Raw genomic sequence first — 23,738 nt, forward strand, 5'->3', positions numbered from 1 at the left:
GGTGCCCGTCGCCCTCGCCGTCGCCGTCAGCCCCCGTCTCGCCGGCCTGCTGAGCCCGGCCGGCTGGCGGGCGGTCTCCTCCGGCCGGCCGCTGGCCGCCCTGCCCGGGGCCGCCGGCACCGCGGAGGCGCTGCGGGCCGAGGGGCTGGCCGTCGCCGAGGTGCCCGACGTCGCCACCGCCGGTGACCTCGCCGGGGACGTCGTGCTGCTCGTCCCCGCCGGTGAGCCGGTGCCCGGGGCCGAGGTGGTGGCCGGTGCCCCCGAGCCGCCGGGGGCCCGGCTGCTCGACGTCGTGGCGGTCATGGACCGGCTGCGCTCACCCGGCGGCTGCCCGTGGGACGCCGAGCAGACCCATGCGTCGCTGCGCGGCTACCTGCTGGAGGAGGCGCACGAGGCGTACGACGCGATCGTCGACGACGACCCGGTGGGGATGCGCGAGGAGCTGGGCGACGTCCTGCTGCAGGTGGTCTTCCACGCGCGGGTGGCCGCCGAGGCCGGGGCCGGCCGCCGCTTCGACGTCGACGACGTCGCCGGTGACCTGGTCGACAAGCTGGTCCGCCGGCACCCGCACGTGTTCGGGAACGCCGGACCTCGGGACGTGGCGCAGGTCGAGGCGGGCTGGGAGGAGATCAAGAAGGCGGAGAAGCAGCGCCGCTCGCCCACCGAGGGGGTCTCCCGCTCGCAGCCCGCGGCCTCCTGGGGCGCGGCGCTCGTCCGCCGGGCGGGCCGGGTCGGCCTGCCGACGCCCGCGCCGGCGGAGCTCTCGGCGGCGAGCCCCGAGGAGCTGGGGGAGCGGCTGCTCGCCGTCGTGGCGGCCGCCGAGTCGCGGGGCTGGGACGTCGAGGACGCGCTGCGCGAGGCCGTGCGCCGCTATGCCGGCGAGCTGGACGCCGAGGCCGCCGACCGCGCCCGGGGCTGATCCACCCCGGCCGGGGGGTGCCTGGCCGACCGGCAGGACCTAGCGTTGCCCGGTGGTGCCGACCGCACCCGTCGCCGCAGGAAGGAGCGCCGCCCTGTCCGCACCCGTCCCCGCGTCCGCCCCGGCCCGCGCCGCCGTCGAGCAGGTCGAGGGCCTCCTCCCGGAGGAGACCTGGCAGCTCCTCGCCCTGGTGGCCACCGCCGCCCTCGGCGCCTGGCTGGTCGGCGTCCTGATCGGTGTCGTGGTGCGCCGGCTGGCCCGCAGCTCCGTGGTCGCCGCCGACCTGTCGCGGCGCGGCCGGACGCCGCTGCGGACGCTGCTGGTGCTCATCGCCGTCACCGTGGTGCTCGACGCGGCGCCGGAGGTCGGTGAGTGGCGGGACCCGGTGGTACGCGTCCTCGGACTGGTCCTGATCGCGACGGTCGGCTGGTTGCTGGTGGTCGCGGTGCACGTGGCCGCGGACCTGGCGCTGGCCCGGTACGACGTCGACGTCGTCGACAACCGGCACGCCCGCCGGGTCCGCACGCAGATCTCGCTGCTGCGCCGGCTGGCGATCGTGCTGGTCGCCGTCCTGACGGCGGCCGCGATGCTCCTGACGTTCCCCACCGCCCGGGCCGCAGGCGCCGGCATCCTGGCCAGCGCAGGGGTCATCTCGATCGTCGCCGGCCTGGCCGCCCAGACGTCGCTGGCCAACGTCTTCGCCGGGCTGCAGCTGGCCTTCACCGATGCGATCCGGGTGGACGACGTCGTGGTGGTCGAGGACGCGTGGGGGCGGATCGAGGAGATCACGCTAACCTACGTCGTCGTCCACATCTGGGACGATCGCCGGCTGGTCCTGCCGTCGACCTACTTCACCACCACGCCGTTCGAGAACTGGACCCGCAAGGAGTCCGCCGTCCTGGGCTCGGTGGAGCTGGACGTCGACTGGACGGTGCCCTTCGACGAGATGCGCACGGAGCTGCACCGGTTGCTCGAGGACGAGGGGGGCCGGGGGCCGGAGCTCTGGGACGGCCGGGTGGGCGTGCTGCAGGTGACCGACGCGGTGGGCTCGGTGGTGCGGGCGAGGGTGCTGGTCAGCGCCCAGGACGCCGGGACGCTGTTCGACCTGCGCTGCCACGTGCGCGAGCAGCTCGTCGGCTGGCTGCAGCGGGAGCACCCCGCGGGGCTGCCGCGGGTACGCGTCGAAGGGGCCCCCACCGCCCCGTCGGCCGCCCGGGCGGACCGGAGACCGGCCGCGCCGTCGGTGACGGACAGCTCGTTGTTCACCGGCAGCACCGAGGCGCGGGAGCGGTCGCGGGCGTTCGCCGGGCCCAGCCCCGAGGAGATCGCCGACCGGGACGCGATGCCCGGGCCCCCGGACGAGCGCCACCCGGCGCGCGGCAGCTGAGGTCGCCTGGCGCGGCTGGTTAGGCTGCCCCTGTGCCGAGCATCGATGCCGTAGGCGCGCGGGAGATCCTGGACTCGCGCGGAAACCCCACCGTGGAGGTCGAGGTCGCCCTCGACGACGGGACGATCGCCCGGGCCGCCGTGCCCAGCGGCGCCTCCACGGGCGCCTTCGAGGCGGTCGAGCTGCGGGACGGGGGTGAGCGCTACGGCGGCAAGGGAGTGACCAAGGCCGTCGACGGCGTCCTGGACGTCATCGGCCCGGAACTGGTCGGCTACGAGGCCAGCGAGCAGCGGCTGGTCGACCAGCGCCTGCTCGACCTCGACGGCACGCCCGACAAGTCGCGCCTGGGGGCCAACGCGATCCTCGGCGTGAGCCTCGCCGTCGCCCGGGCCGCCGCCGACTCCGCCGGCCTGCCGCTGTTCCGCTACGTCGGCGGCCCGTCGGCGCACCTGCTGCCCGTACCGATGATGAACATCCTCAACGGTGGCGCCCACGCCGACAGCAACGTCGACGTCCAGGAGTTCATGATCGCACCCGTAGGCGCCGGCACCTTCGCCGAGGCGCTGGCCATGGGCACCGAGACCTACCACGCCCTCAAGGCCGTCCTGAAGGGCCGCGGGCTGGCCACCGGCCTCGGCGACGAGGGTGGCTTCGCCCCCGACCTCCCCAGCAACCGGGACGCCCTCGACCTCATCGCCGAGGCGGTGGAGAAGGCCGGCTACACCCTCGGCGACGACATCGCCTTCGCCCTCGACGTCGCCGCGACCGAGTTCCACGCCGACGGGGGCTACGACTTCGAGGGCCAGTCCCGCTCGGCGGAGTACCTGGTGGACTACTACCGGGGCCTGGTCGACGCCTACCCGATCGTCTCCATCGAGGACCCGCTCGACGAGCAGGACTGGGACGGCTGGATCGCGATGACCGCTGCGCTCGGCGACCGGGTGCAGATCGTGGGCGACGACCTGTTCGTCACCAACCCGACCCGCCTGGCCGACGGCATCAACCGCGGCGCCGCCAACGCGCTGCTGGTCAAGGTCAACCAGATCGGCACGCTGACCGAGACCCTCGACGCGGTCAACCTGGCCCACCGCAACGGCTACCGCTGCATGATGAGCCACCGCTCCGGCGAGACCGAGGACACCACGATCGCCGACCTCGCCGTCGCCACCGACTGCGGGCAGATCAAGACCGGCGCCCCGGCCCGCAGCGAGCGCGTCGCCAAGTACAACCAGCTGCTGCGCATCGAGGAGGAGCTCGACGACGCCGCCCGCTACGCCGGCGCGGCGGCGTTCCCGCGGCTGAACGGCTGAGCAGCGGCGGATGAGCAGCGTTCCGGGCCGGCGGGGCGGCGGGGACGGGCGGCGCGCCACCGGCCGGGTGCCCCGGGTGCACCACTCGCGGCCGGTCCGCACCGGCCTGCGGTCGGCGGCGTCCAGCCGTCCGGGCCGGGGGCGGCCCAACCGCCGGCCGGAACGGCGGCCCGCGGCGTCCACCGCGGCTCGGCGGCGGCCGCTGTTCACCGGCCGCGCGGTGCTGCTCGTCGGACTGGTGCTGCTGCTCGCCCTGACCCTGGCCGGCCCGCTGCGGCAGTACCTGGCCGGCCAGGCCGAGCTGGCGCGGCTGGCGGCGGAGGGCGAGGCGCTCGACCGCCGCGCCACCGACCTGGAGGCGCAGCTGGAGCGGCAGGCCGACCCGGCGTTCACCGAGCGGCAGGCGCGCGAGCGGCTGTCGTTCGTGCTGCCCGGTGACCGGCTGATCATCGTCGTCGACGGGCAGGCCGTGGAGGGCGACGCCGGCACGCTGGCCGCCGCCGCGGCCGAGCCCGAGCCGGTGCCCTGGTACGAGGGCCTGATGCGATCCGTGGCCGGCGCCGACGGTGACCGGCCGGCCGACGACGAGCGCGGTACGGGAGGTGAGGGGCAGTGAGCGAGCCGGTGAGCCCGGAGGACCGGGAGATCGTGGCGCGGCAGCTCGGGCGCCCGCCGCGGGCGCTGGTGGCCGTGGCGCACCGCTGCCCGTGCGGTCAGCCCGACGTCGTCGAGACCTCGCCCCGGCTGGAGGACGGCACGCCGTTCCCGACCCTGTACTACCTGACCTGCCCGCGGGCGACCGCCGCCGCGAGCCGGCTGGAGTCGGCCGGCCGCATGCGGGAGTGGCAGGAGGAGCTGGGCACCGATCCCGAGCTCGCCGAGGCCTACCGGGCGGCGCACGAGGCGTACCTGGCCACCCGCGACGCCCGCGACGTGCTCCCGACGCGGATGACCGCCGGTGGGATGCCCGACCGGGTCAAGTGCCTGCACGCCCTGGCCGGTCACGCGCTGGCGGCGGGCCCCGGGGTCAACCCGATCGGTGACCGGGCGGTCGAGGAGATGGGGGAGTGGTGGGCCGCGGGCCCTTGCGCCCGGCCCGAGGGCGACGCGTGACCCGGGTCGCCGCCGTGGACTGCGGCACCAACTCCATCCGGCTGCTCGTGGCCGACGTCCCGGCCGAGGGCGGGCACACCGACCTGCTGCGCCGGATGGAGGTCGTCCGCCTCGGGCAGGGCGTCGACGCGACGGGCCGGCTGGCGCCGGAGGCGATCGAGCGGACCCGCCTCGTCCTCGCCGAGTACGCGGCGGCGGCCCGCGACCTGGGCGCGACCGACGTCCGGATGGTGGCCACCAGCGCGACCCGGGACGCGGCCAACCGGGCCGACTTCGAGCAGATGGTCCGGGCCACCCTGGGGCGGGCCCCCGACGTCGTGAGCGGCCGGGAGGAGGCCGAGCTCTCCTTCCTCGGCGCTACCGGCTCGATCGCCGCCGCCGCGGCGGCCCAGGGCATCGCGCCACCCCGGCCGCCGTACCTGGTCGTGGACATCGGCGGTGGCTCCACCGAGTTCGTCCTCGGTGGCGCCGACGGCGTCGTCGCCGCCCGGTCGGTCGACATCGGCTGCGTGCGGCTCACCGAGCGGCACCTGCACGACGACCCGCCGGCCGACGAGCAGGTCGCCGCCGCCGAGCGGGACATCCGCGCCGCGCTGGTCGACGTCACCGCCGAGGTGCCGGTGGGACGGGCGGCGGCCCTCATCGGGCTGGCCGGCTCGGTGACCACCGTGGCCGCGCTCGCCCTCGACCTGCCCGCCTACGACTCCGAGGCGATCCACGGGTCCCGCATCGCGGTCGGCGAGGTGCGGCGGGTGACCGCGGAGCTCCTCGCCGCCACGCGGGAACGGCGCGCCGCCGCCCCGGTCATGCACCCCGGCCGGGTCGACGTCATCGGCGCCGGCGCGCTGATCCTCCGGACCCTCATGGACGAGTTCGGGATGGCCGAGGTCACGGTCAGCGAGCACGACATCCTCGACGGCATCGCGCTGCGGCTCGGCCGCGGCTGAGCCCTCCGGTCGCGGGCCGGCGTCCTCGGGTCAGGGCGTGCCGGCGTTGAGCCCCGGCGGCAGCTGCCCGGTGAACCTCTCGTAGGTCGCGGCGGCCCCCCGGGCCGCCGCGAGCCGGCTGCCGGCGACGACGACGCCGGAGAAGGCCGCCCAGGCCAGCGCCTCGCCCCAGCTCACGCCCGGGGCGGCGGGGTTCTTCGGCGGGGTGGTGCCGCGCGCGGCGTACCAGGCGGCGTCGGTCAGCCTGCGGGCCGCGATGCCCGCGGGCACCGCGAACCCGGCGCCCAGCAGCTTCCAGGTCAGCGGCGGCTTCTGCTTCTTCGTCCGGGCCACGGATCCGATCATGCTGCATGCGACATCGCCCGGGCAGCCCGGGCACCCGGGAGGCCCCGGCCCACGTCTGGTCAGATGGTGGCGTGGCATTCGACGCAGGGGGCTTCCCGGTCACCCGCACCCCGGCCGGGGTGGTGCGCGGTGCCCGGGCCGTCCGCGATCTCGCCGTCCTCGACGCCCGGATCTCCGGTTGCTACGCCTGCCCCCGGCTGGTGGCCTGGCGCGAGGAGGTCGCCCGGGTCAAGCGCGCGTCCTTCCGCGACGAGGACTACTGGGGCCGCCCGGTGCCGGGGCTCGGGCCGGCCGGATCCCGCATCGCCGTCGTCGGGCTGGCGCCCGCGGCGCACGGCGGGAACCGGACGGGACGCGTCTTCACCGGCGACCGCAGCGGAGACTGGATCTTCGCCGCGCTCTGGCGCGCCGGGCTGGCCAACCAGCCCACCTCCACGCACATCGGCGACGGGCTCGAGCTCACCGACGTCCGGGTCGCCGCGGCCGTGCGGTGCGCTCCGCCGGCCAACGCGCCCACGCCGGAGGAGCGGGACACCTGCTCGCCGTGGCTGGCCCGTGAACTCGAGCTGCTGCCCCGCCTCCGGGTCATCGTCGTGCTCGGCGGGTTCGGCTGGACCGCGCTGTGGCCGGTGCTGGCGGCGGCCGGGTACGCGCTGCCCCGGCCACGGCCGGCCTTCGGGCACGGGGTGGAGGTGACGCTGGACGGCCCGCGGGGGCCGTTGACCCTGCTGGGCAGCTACCACGTGAGCCAGCAGAACACCTTCACCGGCAAGCTGACCGAGCCGATGCTCGACGCCGTGCTGTCCCGCGCCACGGAGCTGGCGGCGACGGGGGGCTGACCCTCGGACCACCGCCGGGTGCGCCCGGTCCGCGCCCGGCAGCGCTAGCGTGCGCAGCGCGCCCCCGTAGCCCAATCGGCAGAGGCAGGCCCCTTAAAAGGGTCCCAGCGTCGGTTCGAACCCGACCGGGGGCACCGTCAGGCGCCGAGACGTGCGTGCGCGGCCCGGATCAGCGCGGCGGCGGCCCGGTCGAGCGGCTCGGATTCCAGCCGCCACTGCTGCCAGTACAGGGGCACGTCGACGGCGCCGGCCGGATCGAAACGTGCCACCTCGTGGTGGGCGTCGGCCAGCTGGAGCTCCGGCAGCATGCCCCAGCCGAAGCCGAGGATCACGGCGGTGACGAAGTCAGCCGACGACGGGACGTAGTGCAGGGGCGGGTCCGCCGACGGAGCCCGGCGGCGGAGGTAGGAGTGCTGCAGGTCGTCGCGGCGGTCGAACACGACCACCGGTGCCCGCTGCAGGGCCGCGGGACCGGGTCCGTCGGGGAACCAGCGGTCGGCGAACCCGGGTGCGGCGCAGGGCAGGTAGCGCATCCGCCCGAGCGGGGTCACCCGGCACCCTGCGACCGGCTCGGCGTCCGAGGTGACCGCACCCATGACGGTGCCGGCCCGCAGCAGCGCACTGGTGTGCGTCTGGTCGGTGCTGTGCAGGTCGAAACGTAGCTCGCCGGCCAGCGGGGCGAGCGCCGGCAGGACCCACGTGGCCAGCGAGTCGGCGTTGACCGCGATCGGCACCACCGGTGCGGAGCCGGGCTCGGCCGGATCGAGGTGCCGGCTGGTGTCGGCGACGAGCAGGCCGACCTGACGGGCCAGCCGCAGCACGGGTTCGCCGGCGGCGGTGACGGTGGCCGGGCGACCGCGCTGCACCAGGACGCGGCCGGTGGCCACCTCGAGGGCGCGCAGGCGCTGCGAGACCGCGGACGGGGTGACGTGCAGCCGTCGCGCGGCCGCCTCCAGGGTGCCTTCGTCGATGACCGCGACGAGGGTGCGGAGCTGGGCGAGGTCCACGTCCATGAAGGAATGCTAATGGCGCCTGAGAAACATGAGCTGGACTGTCGACCGGCGTCTGCCTAGCGTCGGGCTCTGTGACGACTGGTCTGCTGGCCGCGGTGGCCGGGCTCGGGATGGGGCTCTCGCTGATCGTGGCGATCGGCGCGCAGAACGCCTTCGTGCTCCGGCAGGGGCTGCGCGCCGAGCACGTCCCGGCGGTCGTGGCGGTGTGCGCGGTCTCCGACGCGGTCCTCATCCTCGCCGGGGTCGCCGGCAACTCCTGGCTGAGCGCCCGGCTGCCCGACGCGATCACCGTCGTGCGCCTGGGCGGTGCCGCCTTCCTGCTCGGCTACGCCGTCCTCGCGGCCCGACGGGCGCTGCGCCCGTCGTCGATCGCCATCGATGCCGGCGGCACCCGGGCCGGGCTCCTGGCCACCGTCGTCACCTGCCTCGCGCTCACCTGGCTCAACCCGCACGTGTACCTGGACACGGTGGTGCTGCTGGGATCGGTGGCCGACAGCCACGGCGTGGGCAGGTGGTGGTTCGCCGCCGGAGCCGCGGCCGGCAGCGTGCTCTGGTTCGCGGCCCTCGGCTACGGCGCCCGCCTGCTCCGGCCGCTGTTCGCCCGCCCGGCGGCGTGGCGGGTCCTCGACGGCGCCATCGCCGTCGTCATGGCGGGCCTCGGCGCCGGGCTCCTCGCCGCCGCGATCTGACCGGCGGCCCCCTGTCGGCCCCTGTGGCCGTGACCGTGGCGCGGGCCACCCTCCCGAGGGGTTCGGCTGCCTTGTGGAACGCTTCGGGCGTGTCAGGCGTTGACCTGACCGAGTGGAGTGCAGGAGTTTTGCTCCACGACCGACGAGTCACCTCGAGGAGATGACGATGGCCAGTAGGAACCCGGCGTTCAGCCGTGGCTTCGGGAACGCCGGCCCCGGCCAGCAGCAGGCCGCCTGGGGCAACACGTCCCAGTACGGTGCCCCGACGCAGTACGGCGCTCCGGCGCCGCAGCAGGACGCGTACACCGCGCCGTCCCCGTACGGGACGACCGAGGACACGCGCTACATGACGATGGACGACGTCGTCACCAAGACGGGCCTGACGTTCCTGGTCACCGTCCTCTCCGCCGCCGCGACCTGGGCCATGCCCGGTCAGGCCGCCTGGGGGCTGGCGATCCCGGCCGTCCTGGCCGCCTTCGTGCTCGGCCTGGTGATCGCCTTCAAGCAGATCGCCAACCCGGTCGCGACGCTGGCCTACGGCGCGCTCTACGGTGTCGCGCTCGGCGCGATCAGCGAGGCGTTCGCGCTCGAGTTCGGCAGCGGCATCATCATGCAGGCGCTGATCGGCACCTTCGGTGTCTTCGCCGGCATGCTGGTGGTCTACAAGACCGGCGCGATCCGCGTCACCCCCAAGCTGACCCGCTGGGTCCTGGCCGCCGGCATCGGTGTCCTGGTCCTCATCGTGGTCAACTTCGTGGTCGCCCTCATCGGTGGCGGCGACGGCCTGGGCCTGCGGTCCGGTGGCCCGCTGGCGATCGGCTTCAGCCTGCTCGTGATCGGTGTGGCGGCGTTCTTCCTGCTGCTCGACTTCGACATGGCTGACGAGGCCATCCGTCGTGGGGCGCCGGCGAAGTTCGCCTGGTACATCGCCTTCGGTCTGCTCGTGACCGTCATCTGGCTGTACATCGAGATCCTGCGCCTGCTGAGCTACCTGCAGAACGACTGACCGACCCCGCACACGACAGTGGCCCGGTCCCCGCGAGGGGGCCGGGCCACTGTCGTGTCCGGGGGCTGCCGGCGACGGCAGCCCCCGGGGCGGGGATCAGCTGAGGCGCTCGAGCACCATCGCCATGCCCATGCCGCCACCGACGCACATCGTCTCCAGGCCGAAGGTCTTGTCCTTGGTCTGCAGGCCGTTGATCAGCGTGCCGGTGATGCGCGCGCCGGTGCTGCCGAACGGGTGCCCGACGGCGATGGCGCCACCGTGCACGTTCAGCTTCTCGATGGGGATGTTCAGGTCGCGGTAGCTCGGGATGACCTGCGCGGCGAAGGCCTCGTTGATCTCCACGAGGTCGATGTCCTCGATCGTCATGCCGGCCCGCTGCAGGGCCAGACGGGAGGCGTCCACCGGGCCGTAGCCCATGATCTCCGGCGACAGGCCGGTGACCGCGGTGGAGACCACGCGGGCCAGCGGGGTCAGGCCGAGCTCGCGGGCCTTGGTGTCGCTCATGACCACGACCGCGGACGCGCCGTCGTTGAGCGGGCAGGCGTTGCCGGCGGTGACCCGGCCGTCGGGGCGGAAGACCGGCTTGAGGCCCGAGAGGCCCTCGAGGTTCGTACCGCGCCGCGGGCCGTCGTCCGTGCTGACGACGGTTCCGTCGGGCAGCGTGATCGGGACGATCTCCCGCTCCCAGAAGCCGTTGTCGATCGACTCCACGGCGAGGTTCTGGCTGCGGACGGCGAACTCGTCCATCTCCTCGCGGGTGACGCCCTTGAGCAGCGCCAGGTTCTCGGCGGTCTGCCCCATCGCGATGTAGACGTCGGGGACGTCGCCGTTCTCCCGGGGGTCGGTCCAGGAGTCGGCGCCGCTCTCGGCGGTCTTGGCCACCCGCGCCTCGGCGTCGGCGAACACCGGGTTGTGCGTGTCGGGCAGCGAGTCGCTGTTGCCCTTCACGAAGCGGGAGACGGTCTCGACGCCGGCGGAGATGAACACGTCACCCTCGCCGGCCTTGATCGCGTGCAGGGCCATGCGGGTGGTCTGCAGCGAGGACGAGCAGTAACGGGTGATCGTCGTCCCGGGCAGGTGGTCCATGCCCAGGAGGATGCTGACCACGCGGCCCATGTTGTGGCCCTGCTCGCCGCCCGGGAGGCCGCAGCCGAGCATCAGGTCGTCGATGTCGGTCGGGTCGAGGGCGGGCACCTTGTCCAGGGCCGCGCGGATGACGGTGGCGGCGAGGTCGTCGGGACGCATGTCCTTGAGCGATCCCTTGAAGGCGCGGCCGATGGGCGAGCGCGCGGTCGCGACGATGACGGCTTCGGGCATGGGTCCTCCACGGTGAGGGTGGTCCGACGCGTTTCGCCGGACGTCGGTCACTTCGGAACGTACCCCGGCCGTCCGGCGCTGGATCCTGGCACCGGCCCGGGGAAACCGCGGTGTGGCCCGGGTCACGCCGATCGCCGATCAGCCGGAGGTGGACGCCTCCGCCGCGGTCCCGGCGTCCGCGGCCTCCTCGGGCGTCGGCATCTCGGTCGGGCGGCGCCGGCGCAGCAGCGCCCACGGTCCCCAGGGGCCGGTGTCGGAGCCGGCCACCTCGGCGGGCTGCACCTCGGTGCCGGGCCGGTTGGCCGCCCGCGCGGCGGCCCGGGCGACCGGGCGGACGGTGTCGCGGCGCAGCCCGCGCAGGCCGCGGTCGGCGCGGGCCGGCCACACGCCCAGGGCGTCGGCCACCGAGGGCAGCAGCACCGCCGCCGCCGCCGCGTAACCGGCCGCGCTCGGGTGGAACTCGTCGACGCTGAACATGCTCTGGTCGGAGGCGAACGCCGGGCCGAGCAGCGAGCCGAGGGAGACGGAGCGGCCCCCGGCCTCGACCACGGCGATCGTCTGCGCGGCGGCCATCTGCCGGCTCCACCGGCGGGCCAGCGTCCGCAGCGGCTGCGCGATCGGCCGGATCGTGCCGAGGTCGGGGCAGGTGCCGACGACGACCTCGCACCCGGCCGCGGTGAGCCGGCGGACGGCGTCGGTGAGGTGGCCGACCGACACCGGGGTGGGGGTGCGGCTGGTGACGTCGTTGGCGCCGATCATGATGACCGCGACCGCGGGCCGCTCGGCCAGCGCCCGGTCGACCTGCGCATCGAGGTCGCTGGCGCGGGCTCCGGACACGGCCAGCCGGACCAGCCGGACGGGGCGCTCGGCCAGCTCGGCGAGCCCGGCGGCGACCAGCACGCCGGGGGTCTCCGCGGCGCGGTGCACCCCGAGGCCGACGGCGCTGGAGTCGCCGAGCACGGTCAGGACGATGGGCTCGCCGCCGCCGCGGCCGTAGAGGCCGTCGCCCGAGGGCGGGTCGCTCTTGTGGGTGCGCGCCTCCACCTTGCGGCGGGCGGACCGCGCCTCCTCGCGGAGGAGCGCGACCAGGGCGGCTCCGGCGATCCCGACCCCGCCACCGCCGTAGGCGGCGCCGGTGGCCAGCCAGCGGGCCGTGTCCGTGCGCGTCATGGTCCCTCCGTCCCCGGTCGGCGCCGTCATGGTTCGGGCACCACCGACGTTATCGGCCCCCTACGGTGCAACCTGTGCCCCCATCCCTCCCTGGTGTGACCTCTCCCACACAGCTCGACGAGCGCACACGGCAGATCGTCGACGTGCTCGTCGAGGCGTTCGGCGAGCTCATGGACGCCGATGCCGACGCCTTCCGCACGAAGTTCCGCAAGATGGCGGCCGATCCGTTCGCGTTCTACCGCGGCAGTGCGCCCCTGTTCTACGCCGACATGGCGACGGTCGAGGATCGCTGGTGCGACGAGCGGACGTCGCGCGTGTGGATCCAGGGTGACCTGCACGCCGAGAACTTCGGCACGTACATGGACAGCGCCGGGCGGATCGTCTTCGACGTCAACGACTTCGACGAGGCCTACCTGGGCCACGTCAGCTGGGACCTGCGCCGGTTCGTCGCGAGCTTCGCGCTGCTGGCGTGGCGCAAGGCGCTCGGTGACCAGGTCATCGCCGAGCTGCTCGGCAGCTACCTGACCTCCTACCTCGACCAGGTGGAGGCGTTCCGGCGCTCGGACGAGGACCGCTCGTTCGCGCTGCTCGCCGGGAACACCGAGGGCGCCGTCCGCGAGGTCATCTTCGAGACCACCACGCGCACCCGCCTGGGCCTCCTGGAGCGGATGACCGTGATCGAGGGCTACCACCGGCGCTTCGCCGACCGGCCGCGCAACCGCCGGCTCGGCGACGAGGAGCGGGAGCGGGTGCTCGCCGCGCTGGAGCGCTACCGCGAGACCGTGCCGAGGGGGCAGCGCCGCCGCGAGGTCACCTACGACGTGAAGGACGTGATCGGCACCGGCGGCTTCGGCATCGGCAGCGCCGGCCTGCCGGCCTACAACGTGCTCCTCGAGGGCTACGACCAGGCTCTGGAGAACGACGTCGTCCTCTCCCTCAAGCAGGGCAACGTGCCCGCCCCCAGCCGGGTGGTGACCGATCCGGAGATCCGCGCGTACTTCGAGAACGAGGGGCACCGGACCGCGCTGAGCCAGCGGGCGCTGCAGGCCAACGCGTCGCAGTTCCTGGGCTACACGGAGATCGACGGCCGCGGGTTCATCGTCGCCGAGCTGTCGCCCTACGAGCTCGACCTGGACTGGGAGGACCTCACCGAGCCCGAGGAGATCGCCCCGGTCATGGCCCAGCTCGGTCGGGCGACGGCGAAGCTGCACTGCGTCGGGGACGCCGACAGCGACCACACCCTCGTGCCCTTCCAGACCGAGGAGGCGATCGCCGCGATGGTCGGCGACCGGCGGGAGGAGTTCGTCGCCGACCTGATCGCGTTCGCGCACGACTACGCGCACCGCACCCAGGAGGACCACCGGCTGTTCGTGAACGCGTTCCGCGCCGGGGCGATCCCGGGGATCAGCTCGAGCGGCTCGCACCCGGTGCCCGGGGACCGACGCCGGTGAGCATGCCGACGTGCGGTCCGAGTCCCGGCTTGTCGAACTCCTCGCCGACGACGCGGGACCCCGTGCGCTCGTAGAACCCGACGGCGCTCGTGCGGGCGTCGCACCAGACCAGGTCGGCGAGCCGGGCGAGGCCGTGCTCGACCAGGGCCCGCCCGACGCCGGCCCCACGGACGGGGGGGTCCGTCGCCATGCCGCGCAAGCTGCCAGGCCGCCCGGCTGCCGGGGCGGTACGGGCAGCGAGCCGGGGAGAACCGGACGACGCCGATCACCGCACCGTCCTGACGGGCGGCGAGGTGGATGGTGTCGGGATGCTCGTCGCCCGCCCAGGTGATCGTCCCGCCGTCCGGCCGCAGCACGGCGGCCCGGAGCGCGTACGTGGTCTCGGGCGGCACCTGGTGGACGTCCACCCCGGCAGTGTCGGTCAGCGGGCCCGGCGCCCGCGTCTGGTGCGCAGGTAGTCCGCGACGACGTACTCGCCCAGCCGCTCGGTGTCGGGCTGGAACACCCGCCCGCCGGCGCGCTGGGTGAGGTCGTGGACGAAGTGGACCAGCCCCGGGTCGGGGTCGAGCGCGAACACGTTGACCGTGGCGCCGGAGCGGGCGACCCGCTCGACCTCGGCCACCGTGCGCGCGATCGTCTCCGGCATCGGCGGCCAGCAGAAGAACGGCGTCCCGTCGTCCTCCAGGTGCGCCGTCGGCTCGCCGTCGGTGACCACCAGCACCACGGGCTCGGCGTCCCGGTGCCGGGCGAGGAACCGCCGGGCCAGCATGAGCCCGTGCTGCAGGTTGGTGCCCTGCAGCGTGTCCACCGACAGCTCGGCGAGGGTCTCCGGCCGCAGCACCTGGGCGGTGGACGAGAAGCCGATGATCTCGATCGCGTCCTGCGGGAAGCGGGTGGTGACCAGCGAGTGCAGCGCCATCGCCGTCGACTTGGCCGCACCCCACGTGCCGCGCAGCGCCATCGAGTACGACAGGTCGACCAGCAGCGCGACGGCGGCGCCGGTGCGCCGCTCGGTCTCCACCACCTCGAAGTCCTCGACGGCGATCCGCACCCGGCGGCGGGCCGCGGAGCGGGGCTCCCCGGCGGTGCGCAGCACCGCGTTGCGCACCGTGCGGACGACGTCCAGCGGCTGCTCGTCGCCGAACCGCCACTCCCGCGAGCTGCCGGTGAGTTCGCCGGCCGCACCCGCGTCGGCCACGTCGTGCTCCCCGCGACCGGTCGCGTCGAGCTGGGCGAAGACGCGGCGCAGCGCCGTGGCGCCCAGCCGGCGGACGGCCTTGGGGGAGAGCTCCAACCGGCCGTCGGTGCGGTCTAGGTAGCCCTGCCGCTCCAGCTCGCGCTCCAGCTGCCGCAGCGCGGCGAGGTCGTCGGCCGCCGAGCGGCCCAGCGCCCGCTCGAGCAGCTCCTCGTCGACGTCGGCCAGCGACGCACCGGCGTAGCCCTGGGATAGCTGGTTGCTCAGCGCCTCCAGGTCGGCCAGGTCGGCCACGGCGCTGGTGGCGTCGCCCATGCCGAGCGCCTGCTCGCCCTCGGGCACCTGGCCGCGCCGGCCCCACGGCAGGTCGGGGCGCGCCTGGCGCAGCGCGTCGGACAGGTGCGCCATCTCGCTGGCCAGCCCCATGTCCTCCATCGTCTGGGCCATGAGGTCGGCGAGCTCGGCCCGCTGCTCGGGGGAGAGGCCGGCCATCATCCGCTCCTGCGCGGCCGCGCGGCGGGCCAGGGAGTCGATCAGCTCCTCGACCGTCTGCGGGTCGTCCGGGAAGAACTGCCCGTGCCGGTCCATGAAGTCGGCGAACTGCTGGTCGGTGTCCTCGCCGCGGTTGTGCGCGTCGACCAGCCGGGAGAGGTCGGCGACCATGTCCTTGACCGCCTGCATGTCCTGCCCGGTGGCGTTCTCCAGCGCCTGCTTCATCGACGCGAAGGAGCTGTCGAGGACCTCGCGGCGCAGCAGGTCCTGGATCTGCTCGTAGGCCTGCCGCCCCTCGGGCGACCGCCACGACCAGTCCTTGAGCGCCCGCACCGCACCGGAGGTGTCCTCGGGCAGGGCGTCGAGCTCGGCCTCGGCCAGCCGGGCGGCGTCGTCCGGGTCGGGGAACAGCGCGCGGCGCTCGGCCTCGACCGCCGTGTCCAGCAGCTGCCGGACCTCCTCGAGGGTGCCGTCCATCCGGCCGGCCGTCCGGGCCTGCCGCAGCCGGTCGCGCACCGACCGGCGCAGCTCGTCCAGGCCCCGACGCCCCTCGGCGCCGCGCCGCAGCAGCTCCCGCAGCGCCTCGCGCACGCCGCTGCCGCCGAGCACCGAGTCACCGATCTCGTCGACGGCGTTGCCCAGGTCGTACGGCGGGGCCAGCGGGTCGGGACCGCCCCGCCACTGGCCGTACCGGTAGCCGCGGGGACGGCGCGTGCTCACGTCAGGCCCCGTAGACGGTGCGTCCGCCGTCGGTGTCCTTGGCCAGCCGGCGGGTGAGGTAGAGCCCTTCGAGCGCGAACTCGACCGCGGCGGCGGCCTGCTCGGCGGACTCCTCTCCCTCCGGCACGCCCAGGCGGCCGAGCAGCTCGGCGAGCCGCGGCACCGTGCCGAGCTGCCCCAGCAGCGCCGGTGCCGGCACCAGGTCACCGGACTCGACGGTCTCCCCGCCGCTGAAGTGCTCTTGCAGCCCGGTGAGGTCCAGCCCGGCGCAGCGGGCCCGGAAGGTCTGCGCGGTGGCCTGGCGCAGCAGGTGCTCGAGGATCTCCAGCTCCCGGTCGTCGTCGGGGTCGGAGCCGGCGTCGGCGAACTCGACCTTGCCGCGGCTGGCCGGGACGATGCTGGGGAGGTCGACGACCCGGGCCACGGGCCGGGTCTCACCGGCGACGGCGGCCCGGCGGACGGCGGAGGCCGCCACGGTCTCGAGGCTCGCGATGGCGAACCGGGCGCTGACGCCGGACCGCTGGTCGACGTGGCTGGACTCGCGCACCAGGCGGGTGAACCGGGCGACGATCTCGACGAGGTGCTGCGGCACCACCGGCTGGTCCAGGTGGTTCTCCCCGAACGCCGTGGGCCAGCTGAGCGCGGCCTCCTGCTGCAGCAGCCGGATCTCGTCGGCCAGCTCGATCGGGTAGTGGGTGCGCACCTCGGCGCCGAACCGGTCCTTGAGCGGGGTGATGATCCGGCCGCGGTTGGTGTAGTCCTCGGGGTTGGCGCTGGCCACCAGCAGCAGGTCCAGCGGCAGCCGCACCCGGTAGCCGCGGATCTGGATGTCGCGCTCCTCGAGCACGTTCAGCAGCGCGACCTGGATGCGCTCGGCCAGGTCGGGCAGCTCGTTGACGCTGAAGATGCCGCGGTTGGTGCGCGGCACCAGGCCGTAGTGGACCGTCTCCGGGTCGCCCAGCGTGCGGCCCTCGGCCACCTTGATGGGGTCGACGTCGCCGATGAGGTCGCCGACGGAGGTGTCCGGCGTCGCCAGCTTCTCTCCGAAGCGCTCGCTGCGGTGCAGCCAGGCGACGGGCGTGGCGTCGCCCAGCTCGGCGATCTGCCGGTGCGCCCAGACGCTGATCGGGTGCAGCGGGTGCTCGTTGAGCTCGCTGCCGGCCAGGACCGGGGTCCACTCGTCCAGCAGGCCGACGAGGGTGCGGATCAGGCGGGTCTTGCCCTGGCCGCGTTCGCCGAGGAGGACGAGGTCGTGGCCGGCGATCAGGGCGCGCTCGACCTCGGGGAGGACGGTGTCCTCGAAGCCGACCATGCCGGGCAGGGTGGGCTCGCCGGCGGCCAGCCGGGCGAGCAGGTTGGCGCGGAGCTCGGCCTTGACGGGCCGGTACGAGGCGCCGGCGGCACGGAGCTCGCCGAGCGTCGTGGTCGAGGGGGAGGGCGTTGCCGGTGCGGGGCTGTCCGTCACCCCCGCCACGGTACGACGAGGAGGGCGCGTCCGGGTGCCCGTCGGTACGGCTGCCTGCGAGGATCGCCGCGTGATCGGATCCGGTGGGCCGCCGCTCGTCTCGGGTGCCGACGTCGAGGCCGCGGCGGAGCTGCTCGCCGGCGTCGTGCGCCGCACCCCGCTGGAGCACTCGCGCGGGCTGGCCGACCGGGTGGGCGGCCCGGTGTGGCTCAAGTGCGAGAACCTGCAGCGCACCGGGTCGTTCAAGATCCGCGGGGCCTACACGCGGATCGCCCGGCTGACCGACGCCGAGCGGGCCCGCGGCGTGGTCGCCGCGAGCGCCGGCAACCACGCCCAGGGGGTGGCGCTCGCCGCGCGGCTGCTGGGCGCCGAGGCGACGGTCTACATGCCCGAGACGGCGCCGCTGCCCAAGCTGGCGGCCACCCGTCACTACGGCGCCACCATCGAGATGCTCGGGCAGTCACTGGCCGAGCCGCTGCTGGCCGCCGCCGAGCACGCCGAGCGCACCGGGGCGGTGTTCATCCACCCGTTCGACCACCCCGACGTGATCGCCGGGCAGGGCACCGTCGGGCTGGAGGTGCTGGACCAGTGCCCCGAGGTGGCGACCGTGCTCGTCTGCGCCGGGGGCGGCGGGCTGGTCTCCGGCGTCGCCGCCGCGGTCAAGGAGCGCCGTCCCGACGTGCGGGTGGTGGCGGTGCAGGCCGAGGAGGCGGCGGCGTTCCCCGGCTCGTTGGCCGCGGGCCGTCCGGTGGCCCTCGAGTCCATGACCACGATGGCCGACGGGATCGCCGTGCCCCGTCCCACCGACCTGACCTTCGCCCACGTCCGCGGGCTGGTCGACGAGGTGCGCACGGTGAGCGAGGAGGACCTCTCCCGGGCACTGCTGTTCTGCCTGGAGCGCGCCAAGCTGGTCGTCGAGCCGGCCGGGGTGGCCGCGGTCGCCGCCGTCCTGGCCGACCCGACGGCGTTCGCCCCGCCGCTGGTGGCGGTCGTCTCCGGCGGCAACATCGACCCGGTCCTGCTGCTCAAGGTCGTCCAGCACGGCATGGCGGCGGCCGGGCGGTACCTCTCGCTGCGGCTGCAGGTGCCCGACCGCCCGGGGTCGCTGGCCGCCGTCCTCGCCGAGCTGGCCGCCGTGGGCGCCAACGTCCTCGAGGTCGAGCACGAGCGGACCGGGACCCGCCTGGGCGTCGGCGAGGTCGAGGTCTTCGTCGTCCTGGAGACCCGTGGACCGGTGCACGCCGACGAGGTCGTCTCGGCGCTCCGGCGGGCCGGGTACGCCGTCACCCGCGAGTAGGCCGCTGCGCGCCGATGAGTTCACCGCCCGGCCGTGGTCCTGATCCCTGTCCCGCGCTCGCGGGGCGGGGACGGAGGACGCACGCGTGCACGCGACGGAGAAAAGCGGTGGGGAACTGTCGGCAGGTGGGCCTAGCGTCCGCGCCATGACCGACGCGATCGTGGTCGAGGGGCTGGTCAAGCGCTTCGGCGCCACCACCGCGCTCGACGGAGTGAGCCTGACCGTGACCGAGGGGACGGTGCTCGGGCTCCTCGGCCCGAACGGCGCGGGCAAGACGACGGTGGTGCGCATCCTCAGCACCCTGATGACCGCCGACGCGGGGCGGGCGGAGGTGGTGGGCCTCGACGTGGAGCGCGACGCGGACGAGGTGCGGGCCTCGATCGGGCTGACCGGGCAGTACGCCGCCGTCGACGAGTACCTCACCGGCTTCGAGAACCTCGAGATGGTGGGCCGGCTCTACCACCTGCCGAAGGCCGAGGCCCGGTCGCGCGCCGGCGAGCTGCTCGAGCGGTTCGACCTCTCCGCGGCGGCGAACCGACCGGCCAAGACGTACTCCGGTGGCATGCGGCGCCGGCTCGACATCGCGGCATCGTTGATCAACCGCCCCCGCGTGCTGTTCCTGGACGAGCCGACGACCGGGCTGGATCCGCGGAGCCGGCTGGCGATGTGGGAGTTCATCGCCGAGCTCGCCGACGGCGGGACGACGATCCTGCTGACCACCCAGTACCTCGAGGAGGCCGACCGGCTGGCCGACCGGATGGTCGTCATCGACCGCGGCAAGGTGATCGCCCGCGGCACGGGTGACGACCTCAAGGCCCAGGTCGGTGGTCAGCGCCTGGAGTTCACCCTGGCCCGTGCGGCCGATCTGACCGAGGTGGCGAAGCGGTTGCGGCCGCTGGCGATCGAGGACCCGCACCGCGACGAGCAGAGCCGGCGGCTGAGCCTGCCGGTGCGCGGGGGCACCGAGGTGCTCGCCGAGGCGTTGCGTCTGCTGGAAGGCAGCGGGATCGAGGTGCTGGACGTCGGGCTCCGCCGTCCCGACCTTGACGACGTGTTCCTCACCCTGACCGGGCACGCGGCCGAGGACGTCGCCGTCGCCGACGAGCCGGAGGCCGAGCCCGCCGCGGTCGGGGGTGTCCGATGACCTCGCTGGCCACCACGCTCTCCGACAGCGTCGTCATCACCAAGCGCAACCTGATCAAGGTCAAGCGCGTGCCGGACCTGATCGTGTTCGCGACCCTCTCGCCGATCATGTTCGTGCTGCTGTTCCGCTACGTCTTCGGCGGTGCGATCGGGGGCCTGCCGCCGGGCGTGTCGTACGCGGAGTTCCTGCTGCCCGGGATCTTCGCGCAGACCATCGTCCTCGGGTCCACCACGACCGGCGCGAGCATCGCCGAGGATCTGCAGAAGGGCCTCGTCGACCGGTTCCGCTCGCTGCCCATGGCCCCCTCGGCCGTGCTCGTGGGCCGGACCATCGCCGATGCCGGGCTCAACGTCATCTCGATCACCGTCATGGCGCTGACCGGCCTGGCCGTGGGCTGGCGGATCAACTCCTCGGTGGCCGAGGCGATCGCCGGATTCCTGGTGCTGCTGCTGTTCGCGTACGCCATCTCCTGGCTGATGGCGCTGGTCGGGCTCCTCGTCCGGACGCCGGAGGTGGTCGCCAACGCCAGCTTCATCGTGATCTTCCCGCTCACGTTCGTGGCCAACACCTTCGTGCCGCTGGAGACCTTCCCGTCGGTCCTGCGGACGTTCGCCGAGTGGAACCCTGTGTCGGCCGTGGTGCAGGCCGCCCGCAACCTGTTCGGCAACACGTCCGACCTGGTGCCGGGGCCCGAAGCCTGGTCGCTGCAGAACCCGGTGCTCTACACGCTCATCTGGGTCGGGCTGATCCTGGCGGTGTTCGTGCCGCTGGCGGTCCGGCAGTACCAGCGCACCGCCAGCCGCTGAGTGGCTCCGGACCGTGCACCGGCTCAGCGGGTCGCGATGTAATGGACGGTGATGAGCGCCGACGGCACCGCCTCCCTGTCCGCTGACAACCCGCTCGCGGACGTCTCCGAGCTGCCGTACCGGCTGCCGCCGCTCGCCGAGATCACCCTGGAGCACTGCCGCGAGGCGCTGCTCGCCGGGATGGCCGAGGAACGCCGGGAGGTCGCGGCGATCGTCGGATCCGGCGAGGCGCCGTCGTTCGAGAACACGATCGTGGCGCTGGAGCGCTCCGGCGCGCTCCTGAACCGCGCGTGGTCGGTGTTCGGCAACCTCTCGTCGTCGGTCGCGACCCCGCGGCTGCGGGAGATCGAGCGGGAGATCGCGCCCCTGGCGGCCGCGCACGGCGACGCGCTGCGGCTCGACCCGGCGCTCTTCGCCCGGGTCGACGCGGTGCACGCGGCCCGCCACGATGCCGGCCTCGACGCCGAGTCGCTCCGGCTGGTCGAGCGGTACCACCTCGACTTCGTGCTCGCCGGAGCCCGGCTGGACGACGACGGCCGGGCGCGGCTCGGCGAGCTCAACCAGGAGCTGTCGGAGCTGTCGACGACGTTCGGGCAGAACCTGCAGCTGGCCACCGAGGCGGCCGCCGTCCGGGTCGAGGACGCCGCGCGGCTCGACGGGCTGAGCTCCGAGGAGATCGCCGCGGCCGAGCGGGCGGCCGCCGACCGCGGCGTCGCCGGGTACCTGGTCACCCTGGTCCTCCCGACCGGGCAGCCGGTGCTGGCCAAGCTGAGGGACCGGGAGCTGCGCCGCCGGGTGTTCGAGGCGTCGGTGAGCCGGGCCTCGGCCGGTGAGCACGACAACCGGCCGGTCGCGGAGCGGATCGCTCGACTCCGGGCCGAGCGGGCCCGGCTGCTCGGCTTCGACACCCACGCCGACCTGGTGCTGGCCGACTCGACCGCGGGGACCACGGCCGCCGTCGACCGGATGCTGGGCTCCATGGTCGCGGCGTCGGTGGCCAACGCCGAGGCCGAGGCCGAGGTGCTCCGCGAAGTGGCCGGACGCGACGGCGTGGAGCTCGCCGCCTGGGACTGGGCGTACTACAGCGAGCGGGTGCGGGCCGAGCGGTACGCCGTCGACACCGCGGCGCTGCGGCCGTACTTCGAGCTGGACCGGGTGCTGGTGGACGGCGTCTTCCGCGCCGCCGAGCTGCTCTACGGGCTGCGGTTCACCCCGTGCCCCGACCTGGCCGGCTACCACCCCGACGTCCGGGTGTGGGAGGTGCGCGACGCCGACGGCGCCGAGGTGGGGCTCTACCTCGGCGACTTCTTCGCCCGCGAGGGGAAGCGCGGCGGGGCGTGGATGAGCTCCTTCGTCCGCCAGTCGCGCCTGCTGGGCACCCGCCCCGTCGTCGTCGTCAACCTCAACGTGTCGCGGGCACCGGCCGGCCGGCCGACCCTGCTCACGCTGGACGAGGTGAACACGCTCTTCCACGAGTTCGGCCACGCGTTGCACGGGCTGAGCTCATCGGTCACCTATCCCCGGTTCTCCGGCACCGCGGTCCCTCGCGACTTCGTGGAGTTCCCGAGCCAGGTCAACGAGATGTGGGCCCTGTGGCCGGAGGTGCTGGCCCACTACGCCCGCCACGTGGACACCGACGAGCCGCTCCCGGCCTCGGTGGTGGCGGCGATCGACGCCGCCGCACTGTGGGGCGAGGGCTTCGGCACCCTGGAGTACCTGGCCGCGACGCTGCTCGACCAGGCCTGGCACCGCGTCACGCCCGGGACGGAGATCGGGGACCCGGTCGCCTTCGAGCAGGCCGCGCTGGAGAAGGCCGGCGTCGCGTCGGTGCTGGTGCCCCCGCGGTACCGGACCACCTACTTCCAACACGTGTTCGCCGGTGGCTACTCGGCCGGCTACTACTCCTACATCTGGTCGGAGGTGCTGGACGCCGACACCGTGGAGTGGTTCAAGGAGAACGGCGGCCTGCGCCGGGAGAACGGCGACGTCTTCCGCGAGCGGCTGCTCGCGGTCGGGGGCTCGGTGGACCCCCTCGCCGCGTTCCGCGCCGTCCGTGGCCGCGACGCCGACCCGGGCCCGCTGCTGCGCCGCCGCGGTCTCGCCCAGTCGTGACCGGAGCGGGGATCAGGTGACCTGATCATGACGCGTCCTCCCTCACGGTGGGCGGTGAGGGAGGACGCGTTGCGGTGCGGGAGGACGGCTCGTGGCCGCGGTGCGGTCCGGGGGACCGCGATGTCAGAGCCAGGGCAGCGAGAGCACCAGGTCGAGGTCGTCGGGGGCCTGGCCGTCACGCACCAGCCGGTTGGGCTGGCGGTGGCCGCACGCCGTGCAGCGGTGGACCACCTGCCAGCCCTTGCCCGACTTCTCCACCAGCCCGATCGGCTCCATCGGCCGGCGGCACTCGCTCGCGCGGTCACCCGGCAGTTCGTCGACGTGCAGCGACCACAGGCAGTACGGGCAGTGGTTGCGGTAGTGCCCGTCGGTGTTCGCCGGCACCGGTGCGGCGCAGTGCACGCACGGGAAGCCGGTGTTCTCCGCCCGCCGGGAGCGGGCGCGCGGTGCGGTCACCGGCCGGTCAGGGGACGAACGGCTCGACGGCGACGACCTCGACGGTGATGTCCCGGCCGTTGGGCGCCTGGTAGGTCACCGAGGTGCCGGGTGCGGCGCCCATGATGGCCGAGCCGAGCGCCGACTCGGGGGAGTAGACGGTGAGCTCGGTGGTGCCGGCGATCTCACGGGACCCGAGGAGGAACTTCTCGGTGTCGTCGTCGCCGGCGAACTTGATGGTGATGACCGTGCCCAGGGCGGCGTTCGTGGCCGTCTTGGGGGCGTCGCCGACGCGGGCCTTGCGCAGCAGGTCGGTGAGCTGGCGGATCCGGCCCTCCTGCTTGCCCTGCTCGTCCTTGGCGGCGTGGTAGCCGCCGTTCTCCTTGAGATCGCCCTCTTCGCGGCGGGCGTTGATCTCGGCGGCCATGGCCGGGCGGTTCGCCACCAGCTGGTCGAGCTCGGCCTTGAGCCGGTCGTGGGCTTCCTGGGTGAGCCAGATGCCCTGGTCCTGCTCATCGGTGGGGGTGGGCACGTGGGAGAACTCCTGGAACTCGGGGGTGGTCGCC

Annotated in this window: 23 protein-coding genes and 1 tRNA gene; 15 read left to right on the top strand and 9 right to left on the bottom strand. The window is 74.4% G+C overall.

The annotated features are described in order from the left end of the window. Position 1: 1 nt before the first annotated feature. Genes ABDB74_RS03350 through ABDB74_RS03375 form a run of 6 tightly spaced genes read left to right on the top strand, consistent with a single transcriptional unit; the run spans position 2 to position 5,676 of the window. Positions 2-919 (top strand): MazG family protein, encoded by a 918-nt coding sequence (locus ABDB74_RS03350; protein ID WP_346621737.1) that lies wholly within the window; start codon positions 2-4, stop codon positions 917-919. A 55-nt stretch (positions 920-974) separates the two neighbouring features. After that, positions 975-2,306 (top strand): mechanosensitive ion channel family protein, encoded by a 1,332-nt coding sequence (locus tag ABDB74_RS03355; protein WP_346621739.1) that lies wholly within the window; start codon positions 975-977, stop codon positions 2,304-2,306. 32 nt (positions 2,307-2,338) lie between these two features. Then, positions 2,339-3,616 (top strand): phosphopyruvate hydratase, encoded by a 1,278-nt coding sequence (eno, locus tag ABDB74_RS03360; RefSeq protein WP_346621741.1) that lies wholly within the window; start codon positions 2,339-2,341, stop codon positions 3,614-3,616. Between the two features lie 10 nt (positions 3,617-3,626). After that, a complete protein-coding gene (locus ABDB74_RS03365; protein WP_346621743.1) occupies positions 3,627-4,232 on the top strand; it encodes a septum formation initiator family protein in 606 nt (201 codons plus the stop codon). Continuing rightward, on the top strand, positions 4,229-4,729 hold the full coding sequence (locus ABDB74_RS03370; RefSeq protein WP_346621745.1) for a DUF501 domain-containing protein: 501 nt from the start codon (positions 4,229-4,231) through the stop codon (positions 4,727-4,729). The genes ABDB74_RS03365 and ABDB74_RS03370 overlap by 4 nt, the downstream gene beginning before the upstream one ends. Continuing rightward, positions 4,726-5,676: a Ppx/GppA phosphatase family protein gene (locus ABDB74_RS03375; protein WP_346621747.1), complete on the top strand. Its 951-nt coding sequence runs from the start codon at positions 4,726-4,728 to the stop codon at positions 5,674-5,676. The genes ABDB74_RS03370 and ABDB74_RS03375 overlap by 4 nt, the downstream gene beginning before the upstream one ends. Positions 5,677-5,706: 30 nt before the next feature. On the opposite strand, the gene ABDB74_RS03380 is transcribed toward ABDB74_RS03375, so the two are convergent. Beyond that, complete coding sequence (locus tag ABDB74_RS03380; protein WP_346621749.1) at positions 5,707-6,009, bottom strand: DUF4235 domain-containing protein; 303 nt, start codon at positions 6,007-6,009, stop codon at positions 5,707-5,709. Positions 6,010-6,092: 83 nt separating this feature from the next. Here ABDB74_RS03380 and ABDB74_RS03385 point away from each other — a divergent pair, with 83 nt between their 5' ends. Both ABDB74_RS03385 and ABDB74_RS03390 read left to right on the top strand, forming a co-directional pair. Continuing rightward, complete coding sequence (locus tag ABDB74_RS03385) at positions 6,093-6,860, top strand: uracil-DNA glycosylase (protein ID WP_346621751.1); 768 nt, start codon at positions 6,093-6,095, stop codon at positions 6,858-6,860. Between the two features lie 60 nt (positions 6,861-6,920). Beyond that, positions 6,921-6,994, top strand: a tRNA-Leu gene (locus ABDB74_RS03390). Between the two features lie 3 nt (positions 6,995-6,997). Here ABDB74_RS03390 and ABDB74_RS03395 read toward each other — a convergent pair. Further along, positions 6,998-7,873 carry a LysR family transcriptional regulator ArgP gene (locus ABDB74_RS03395; protein ID WP_346621753.1) on the bottom strand — a complete coding sequence of 292 codons (876 nt, stop codon included), beginning with the start codon at positions 7,871-7,873 and terminating at the stop codon, positions 6,998-7,000. A 71-nt stretch (positions 7,874-7,944) separates the two neighbouring features. Here ABDB74_RS03395 and ABDB74_RS03400 point away from each other — a divergent pair, with 71 nt between their 5' ends. After that, positions 7,945-8,562 carry a LysE family transporter gene (locus ABDB74_RS03400; protein WP_346621754.1) on the top strand — a complete coding sequence of 206 codons (618 nt, stop codon included), beginning with the start codon at positions 7,945-7,947 and terminating at the stop codon, positions 8,560-8,562. A 166-nt stretch (positions 8,563-8,728) separates the two neighbouring features. Next, positions 8,729-9,568: a Bax inhibitor-1/YccA family protein gene (locus ABDB74_RS03405; RefSeq protein ID WP_346621756.1), complete on the top strand. Its 840-nt coding sequence runs from the start codon at positions 8,729-8,731 to the stop codon at positions 9,566-9,568. Between the two features lie 96 nt (positions 9,569-9,664). On the opposite strand, the gene ABDB74_RS03410 is transcribed toward ABDB74_RS03405, so the two are convergent. Beyond that, complete coding sequence (locus tag ABDB74_RS03410) at positions 9,665-10,885, bottom strand: acetyl-CoA C-acetyltransferase (RefSeq protein ID WP_346621757.1); 1,221 nt, start codon at positions 10,883-10,885, stop codon at positions 9,665-9,667. A 138-nt stretch (positions 10,886-11,023) separates the two neighbouring features. Then, a complete protein-coding gene (locus ABDB74_RS03415; RefSeq protein WP_346621759.1) occupies positions 11,024-12,055 on the bottom strand; it encodes an SGNH/GDSL hydrolase family protein in 1,032 nt (343 codons plus the stop codon). A gap of 95 nt (positions 12,056-12,150) precedes the next feature. Here ABDB74_RS03415 and ABDB74_RS03420 point away from each other — a divergent pair, with 95 nt between their 5' ends. After that, entirely contained in the window at positions 12,151-13,506 is a 1,356-nt protein-coding gene (locus ABDB74_RS03420; RefSeq protein ID WP_346621761.1) for a DUF2252 domain-containing protein, read from the top strand. On the opposite strand, the gene ABDB74_RS03425 is transcribed toward ABDB74_RS03420, so the two are convergent. The 3 genes from ABDB74_RS03425 to ABDB74_RS03435 form a co-directional block, all read right to left on the bottom strand. Continuing rightward, positions 13,460-13,696, bottom strand: coding sequence for a GNAT family N-acetyltransferase (locus tag ABDB74_RS03425; RefSeq protein ID WP_346621762.1), 237 nt, complete (start codon positions 13,694-13,696; stop codon positions 13,460-13,462). The two genes, ABDB74_RS03420 and ABDB74_RS03425, sit on opposite strands and share 47 nt — an antisense overlap. 231 nt (positions 13,697-13,927) lie before the next feature. Continuing rightward, the gene (locus ABDB74_RS03430; protein ID WP_346621763.1) at positions 13,928-15,913 is read right to left on the bottom strand and encodes a VWA domain-containing protein; all 1,986 of its coding nucleotides are present in this window, start codon (positions 15,911-15,913) and stop codon (positions 13,928-13,930) included. Position 15,914: 1 nt separating this feature from the next. Beyond that, positions 15,915-17,378, bottom strand: a complete 1,464-nt coding sequence (locus tag ABDB74_RS03435; protein WP_346621765.1) for a sigma 54-interacting transcriptional regulator — start codon at positions 17,376-17,378, stop codon at positions 15,915-15,917. A gap of 70 nt (positions 17,379-17,448) precedes the next feature. Here ABDB74_RS03435 and ilvA point away from each other — a divergent pair, with 70 nt between their 5' ends. The 4 genes from ilvA (at position 17,449) to ABDB74_RS03455 (ending at position 22,737) form a co-directional block, all read left to right on the top strand. Further along, the gene (gene ilvA, locus ABDB74_RS03440) at positions 17,449-18,675 is read left to right on the top strand and encodes a threonine ammonia-lyase (protein WP_346621767.1); all 1,227 of its coding nucleotides are present in this window, start codon (positions 17,449-17,451) and stop codon (positions 18,673-18,675) included. Between the two features lie 145 nt (positions 18,676-18,820). Continuing rightward, a complete protein-coding gene (locus tag ABDB74_RS03445; RefSeq protein ID WP_346621769.1) occupies positions 18,821-19,819 on the top strand; it encodes an ATP-binding cassette domain-containing protein in 999 nt (332 codons plus the stop codon). After that, positions 19,816-20,625 carry an ABC transporter permease gene (locus ABDB74_RS03450; protein WP_346621770.1) on the top strand — a complete coding sequence of 270 codons (810 nt, stop codon included), beginning with the start codon at positions 19,816-19,818 and terminating at the stop codon, positions 20,623-20,625. Before ABDB74_RS03445 ends, ABDB74_RS03450 begins: the two co-directional genes overlap by 4 nt. 51 nt (positions 20,626-20,676) lie before the next feature. Continuing rightward, on the top strand, positions 20,677-22,737 hold the full coding sequence (locus ABDB74_RS03455) for a M3 family metallopeptidase (RefSeq protein WP_346621772.1): 2,061 nt from the start codon (positions 20,677-20,679) through the stop codon (positions 22,735-22,737). 123 nt (positions 22,738-22,860) lie between these two features. Here ABDB74_RS03455 and ABDB74_RS03460 read toward each other — a convergent pair whose 3' ends face one another. Both ABDB74_RS03460 and greA read right to left on the bottom strand, forming a co-directional pair. Next, positions 22,861-23,193 carry an RNHCP domain-containing protein gene (locus tag ABDB74_RS03460; RefSeq protein ID WP_346621774.1) on the bottom strand — a complete coding sequence of 111 codons (333 nt, stop codon included), beginning with the start codon at positions 23,191-23,193 and terminating at the stop codon, positions 22,861-22,863. 7 nt (positions 23,194-23,200) lie between these two features. Continuing rightward, on the bottom strand, positions 23,201-23,704 hold the full coding sequence (greA, locus tag ABDB74_RS03465; protein ID WP_346621776.1) for a transcription elongation factor GreA: 504 nt from the start codon (positions 23,702-23,704) through the stop codon (positions 23,201-23,203). Positions 23,705-23,738: the final 34 nt, after the last annotated feature.

This window comes from Blastococcus sp. HT6-4 (assembly GCF_039679125.1).
Classification (GTDB): domain Bacteria; phylum Actinomycetota; class Actinomycetes; order Mycobacteriales; family Geodermatophilaceae; genus Blastococcus; species Blastococcus montanus.

Bases quoted from the DNA above. Each gene is read 5' to 3' on its own strand.
- ABDB74_RS03365 (WP_346621743.1), top strand. From the start codon at position 3,627: ATGAGCAGCGTTCCGGGCCGGCGGGGCGGCGGGGACGGGCGGCGCGCC.
- ABDB74_RS03395 (WP_346621753.1), bottom strand. From the start codon at position 7,873: ATGGACGTGGACCTCGCCCAGCTCCGCACCCTCGTCGCGGTCATCGAC.
- ABDB74_RS03405 (WP_346621756.1), top strand. From the start codon at position 8,729: ATGGCCAGTAGGAACCCGGCGTTCAGCCGTGGCTTCGGGAACGCCGGC.
- ABDB74_RS03410 (WP_346621757.1), bottom strand. From the start codon at position 10,885: ATGCCCGAAGCCGTCATCGTCGCGACCGCGCGCTCGCCCATCGGCCGC.
- ABDB74_RS03415 (WP_346621759.1), bottom strand. From the start codon at position 12,055: ATGACGCGCACGGACACGGCCCGCTGGCTGGCCACCGGCGCCGCCTAC.
- ABDB74_RS03425 (WP_346621762.1), bottom strand. From the start codon at position 13,696: ATGGCGACGGACCCCCCCGTCCGTGGGGCCGGCGTCGGGCGGGCCCTG.
- ABDB74_RS03445 (WP_346621769.1), top strand. From the start codon at position 18,821: ATGACCGACGCGATCGTGGTCGAGGGGCTGGTCAAGCGCTTCGGCGCC.
- ABDB74_RS03450 (WP_346621770.1), top strand. From the start codon at position 19,816: ATGACCTCGCTGGCCACCACGCTCTCCGACAGCGTCGTCATCACCAAG.
- ABDB74_RS03455 (WP_346621772.1), top strand. From the start codon at position 20,677: ATGAGCGCCGACGGCACCGCCTCCCTGTCCGCTGACAACCCGCTCGCG.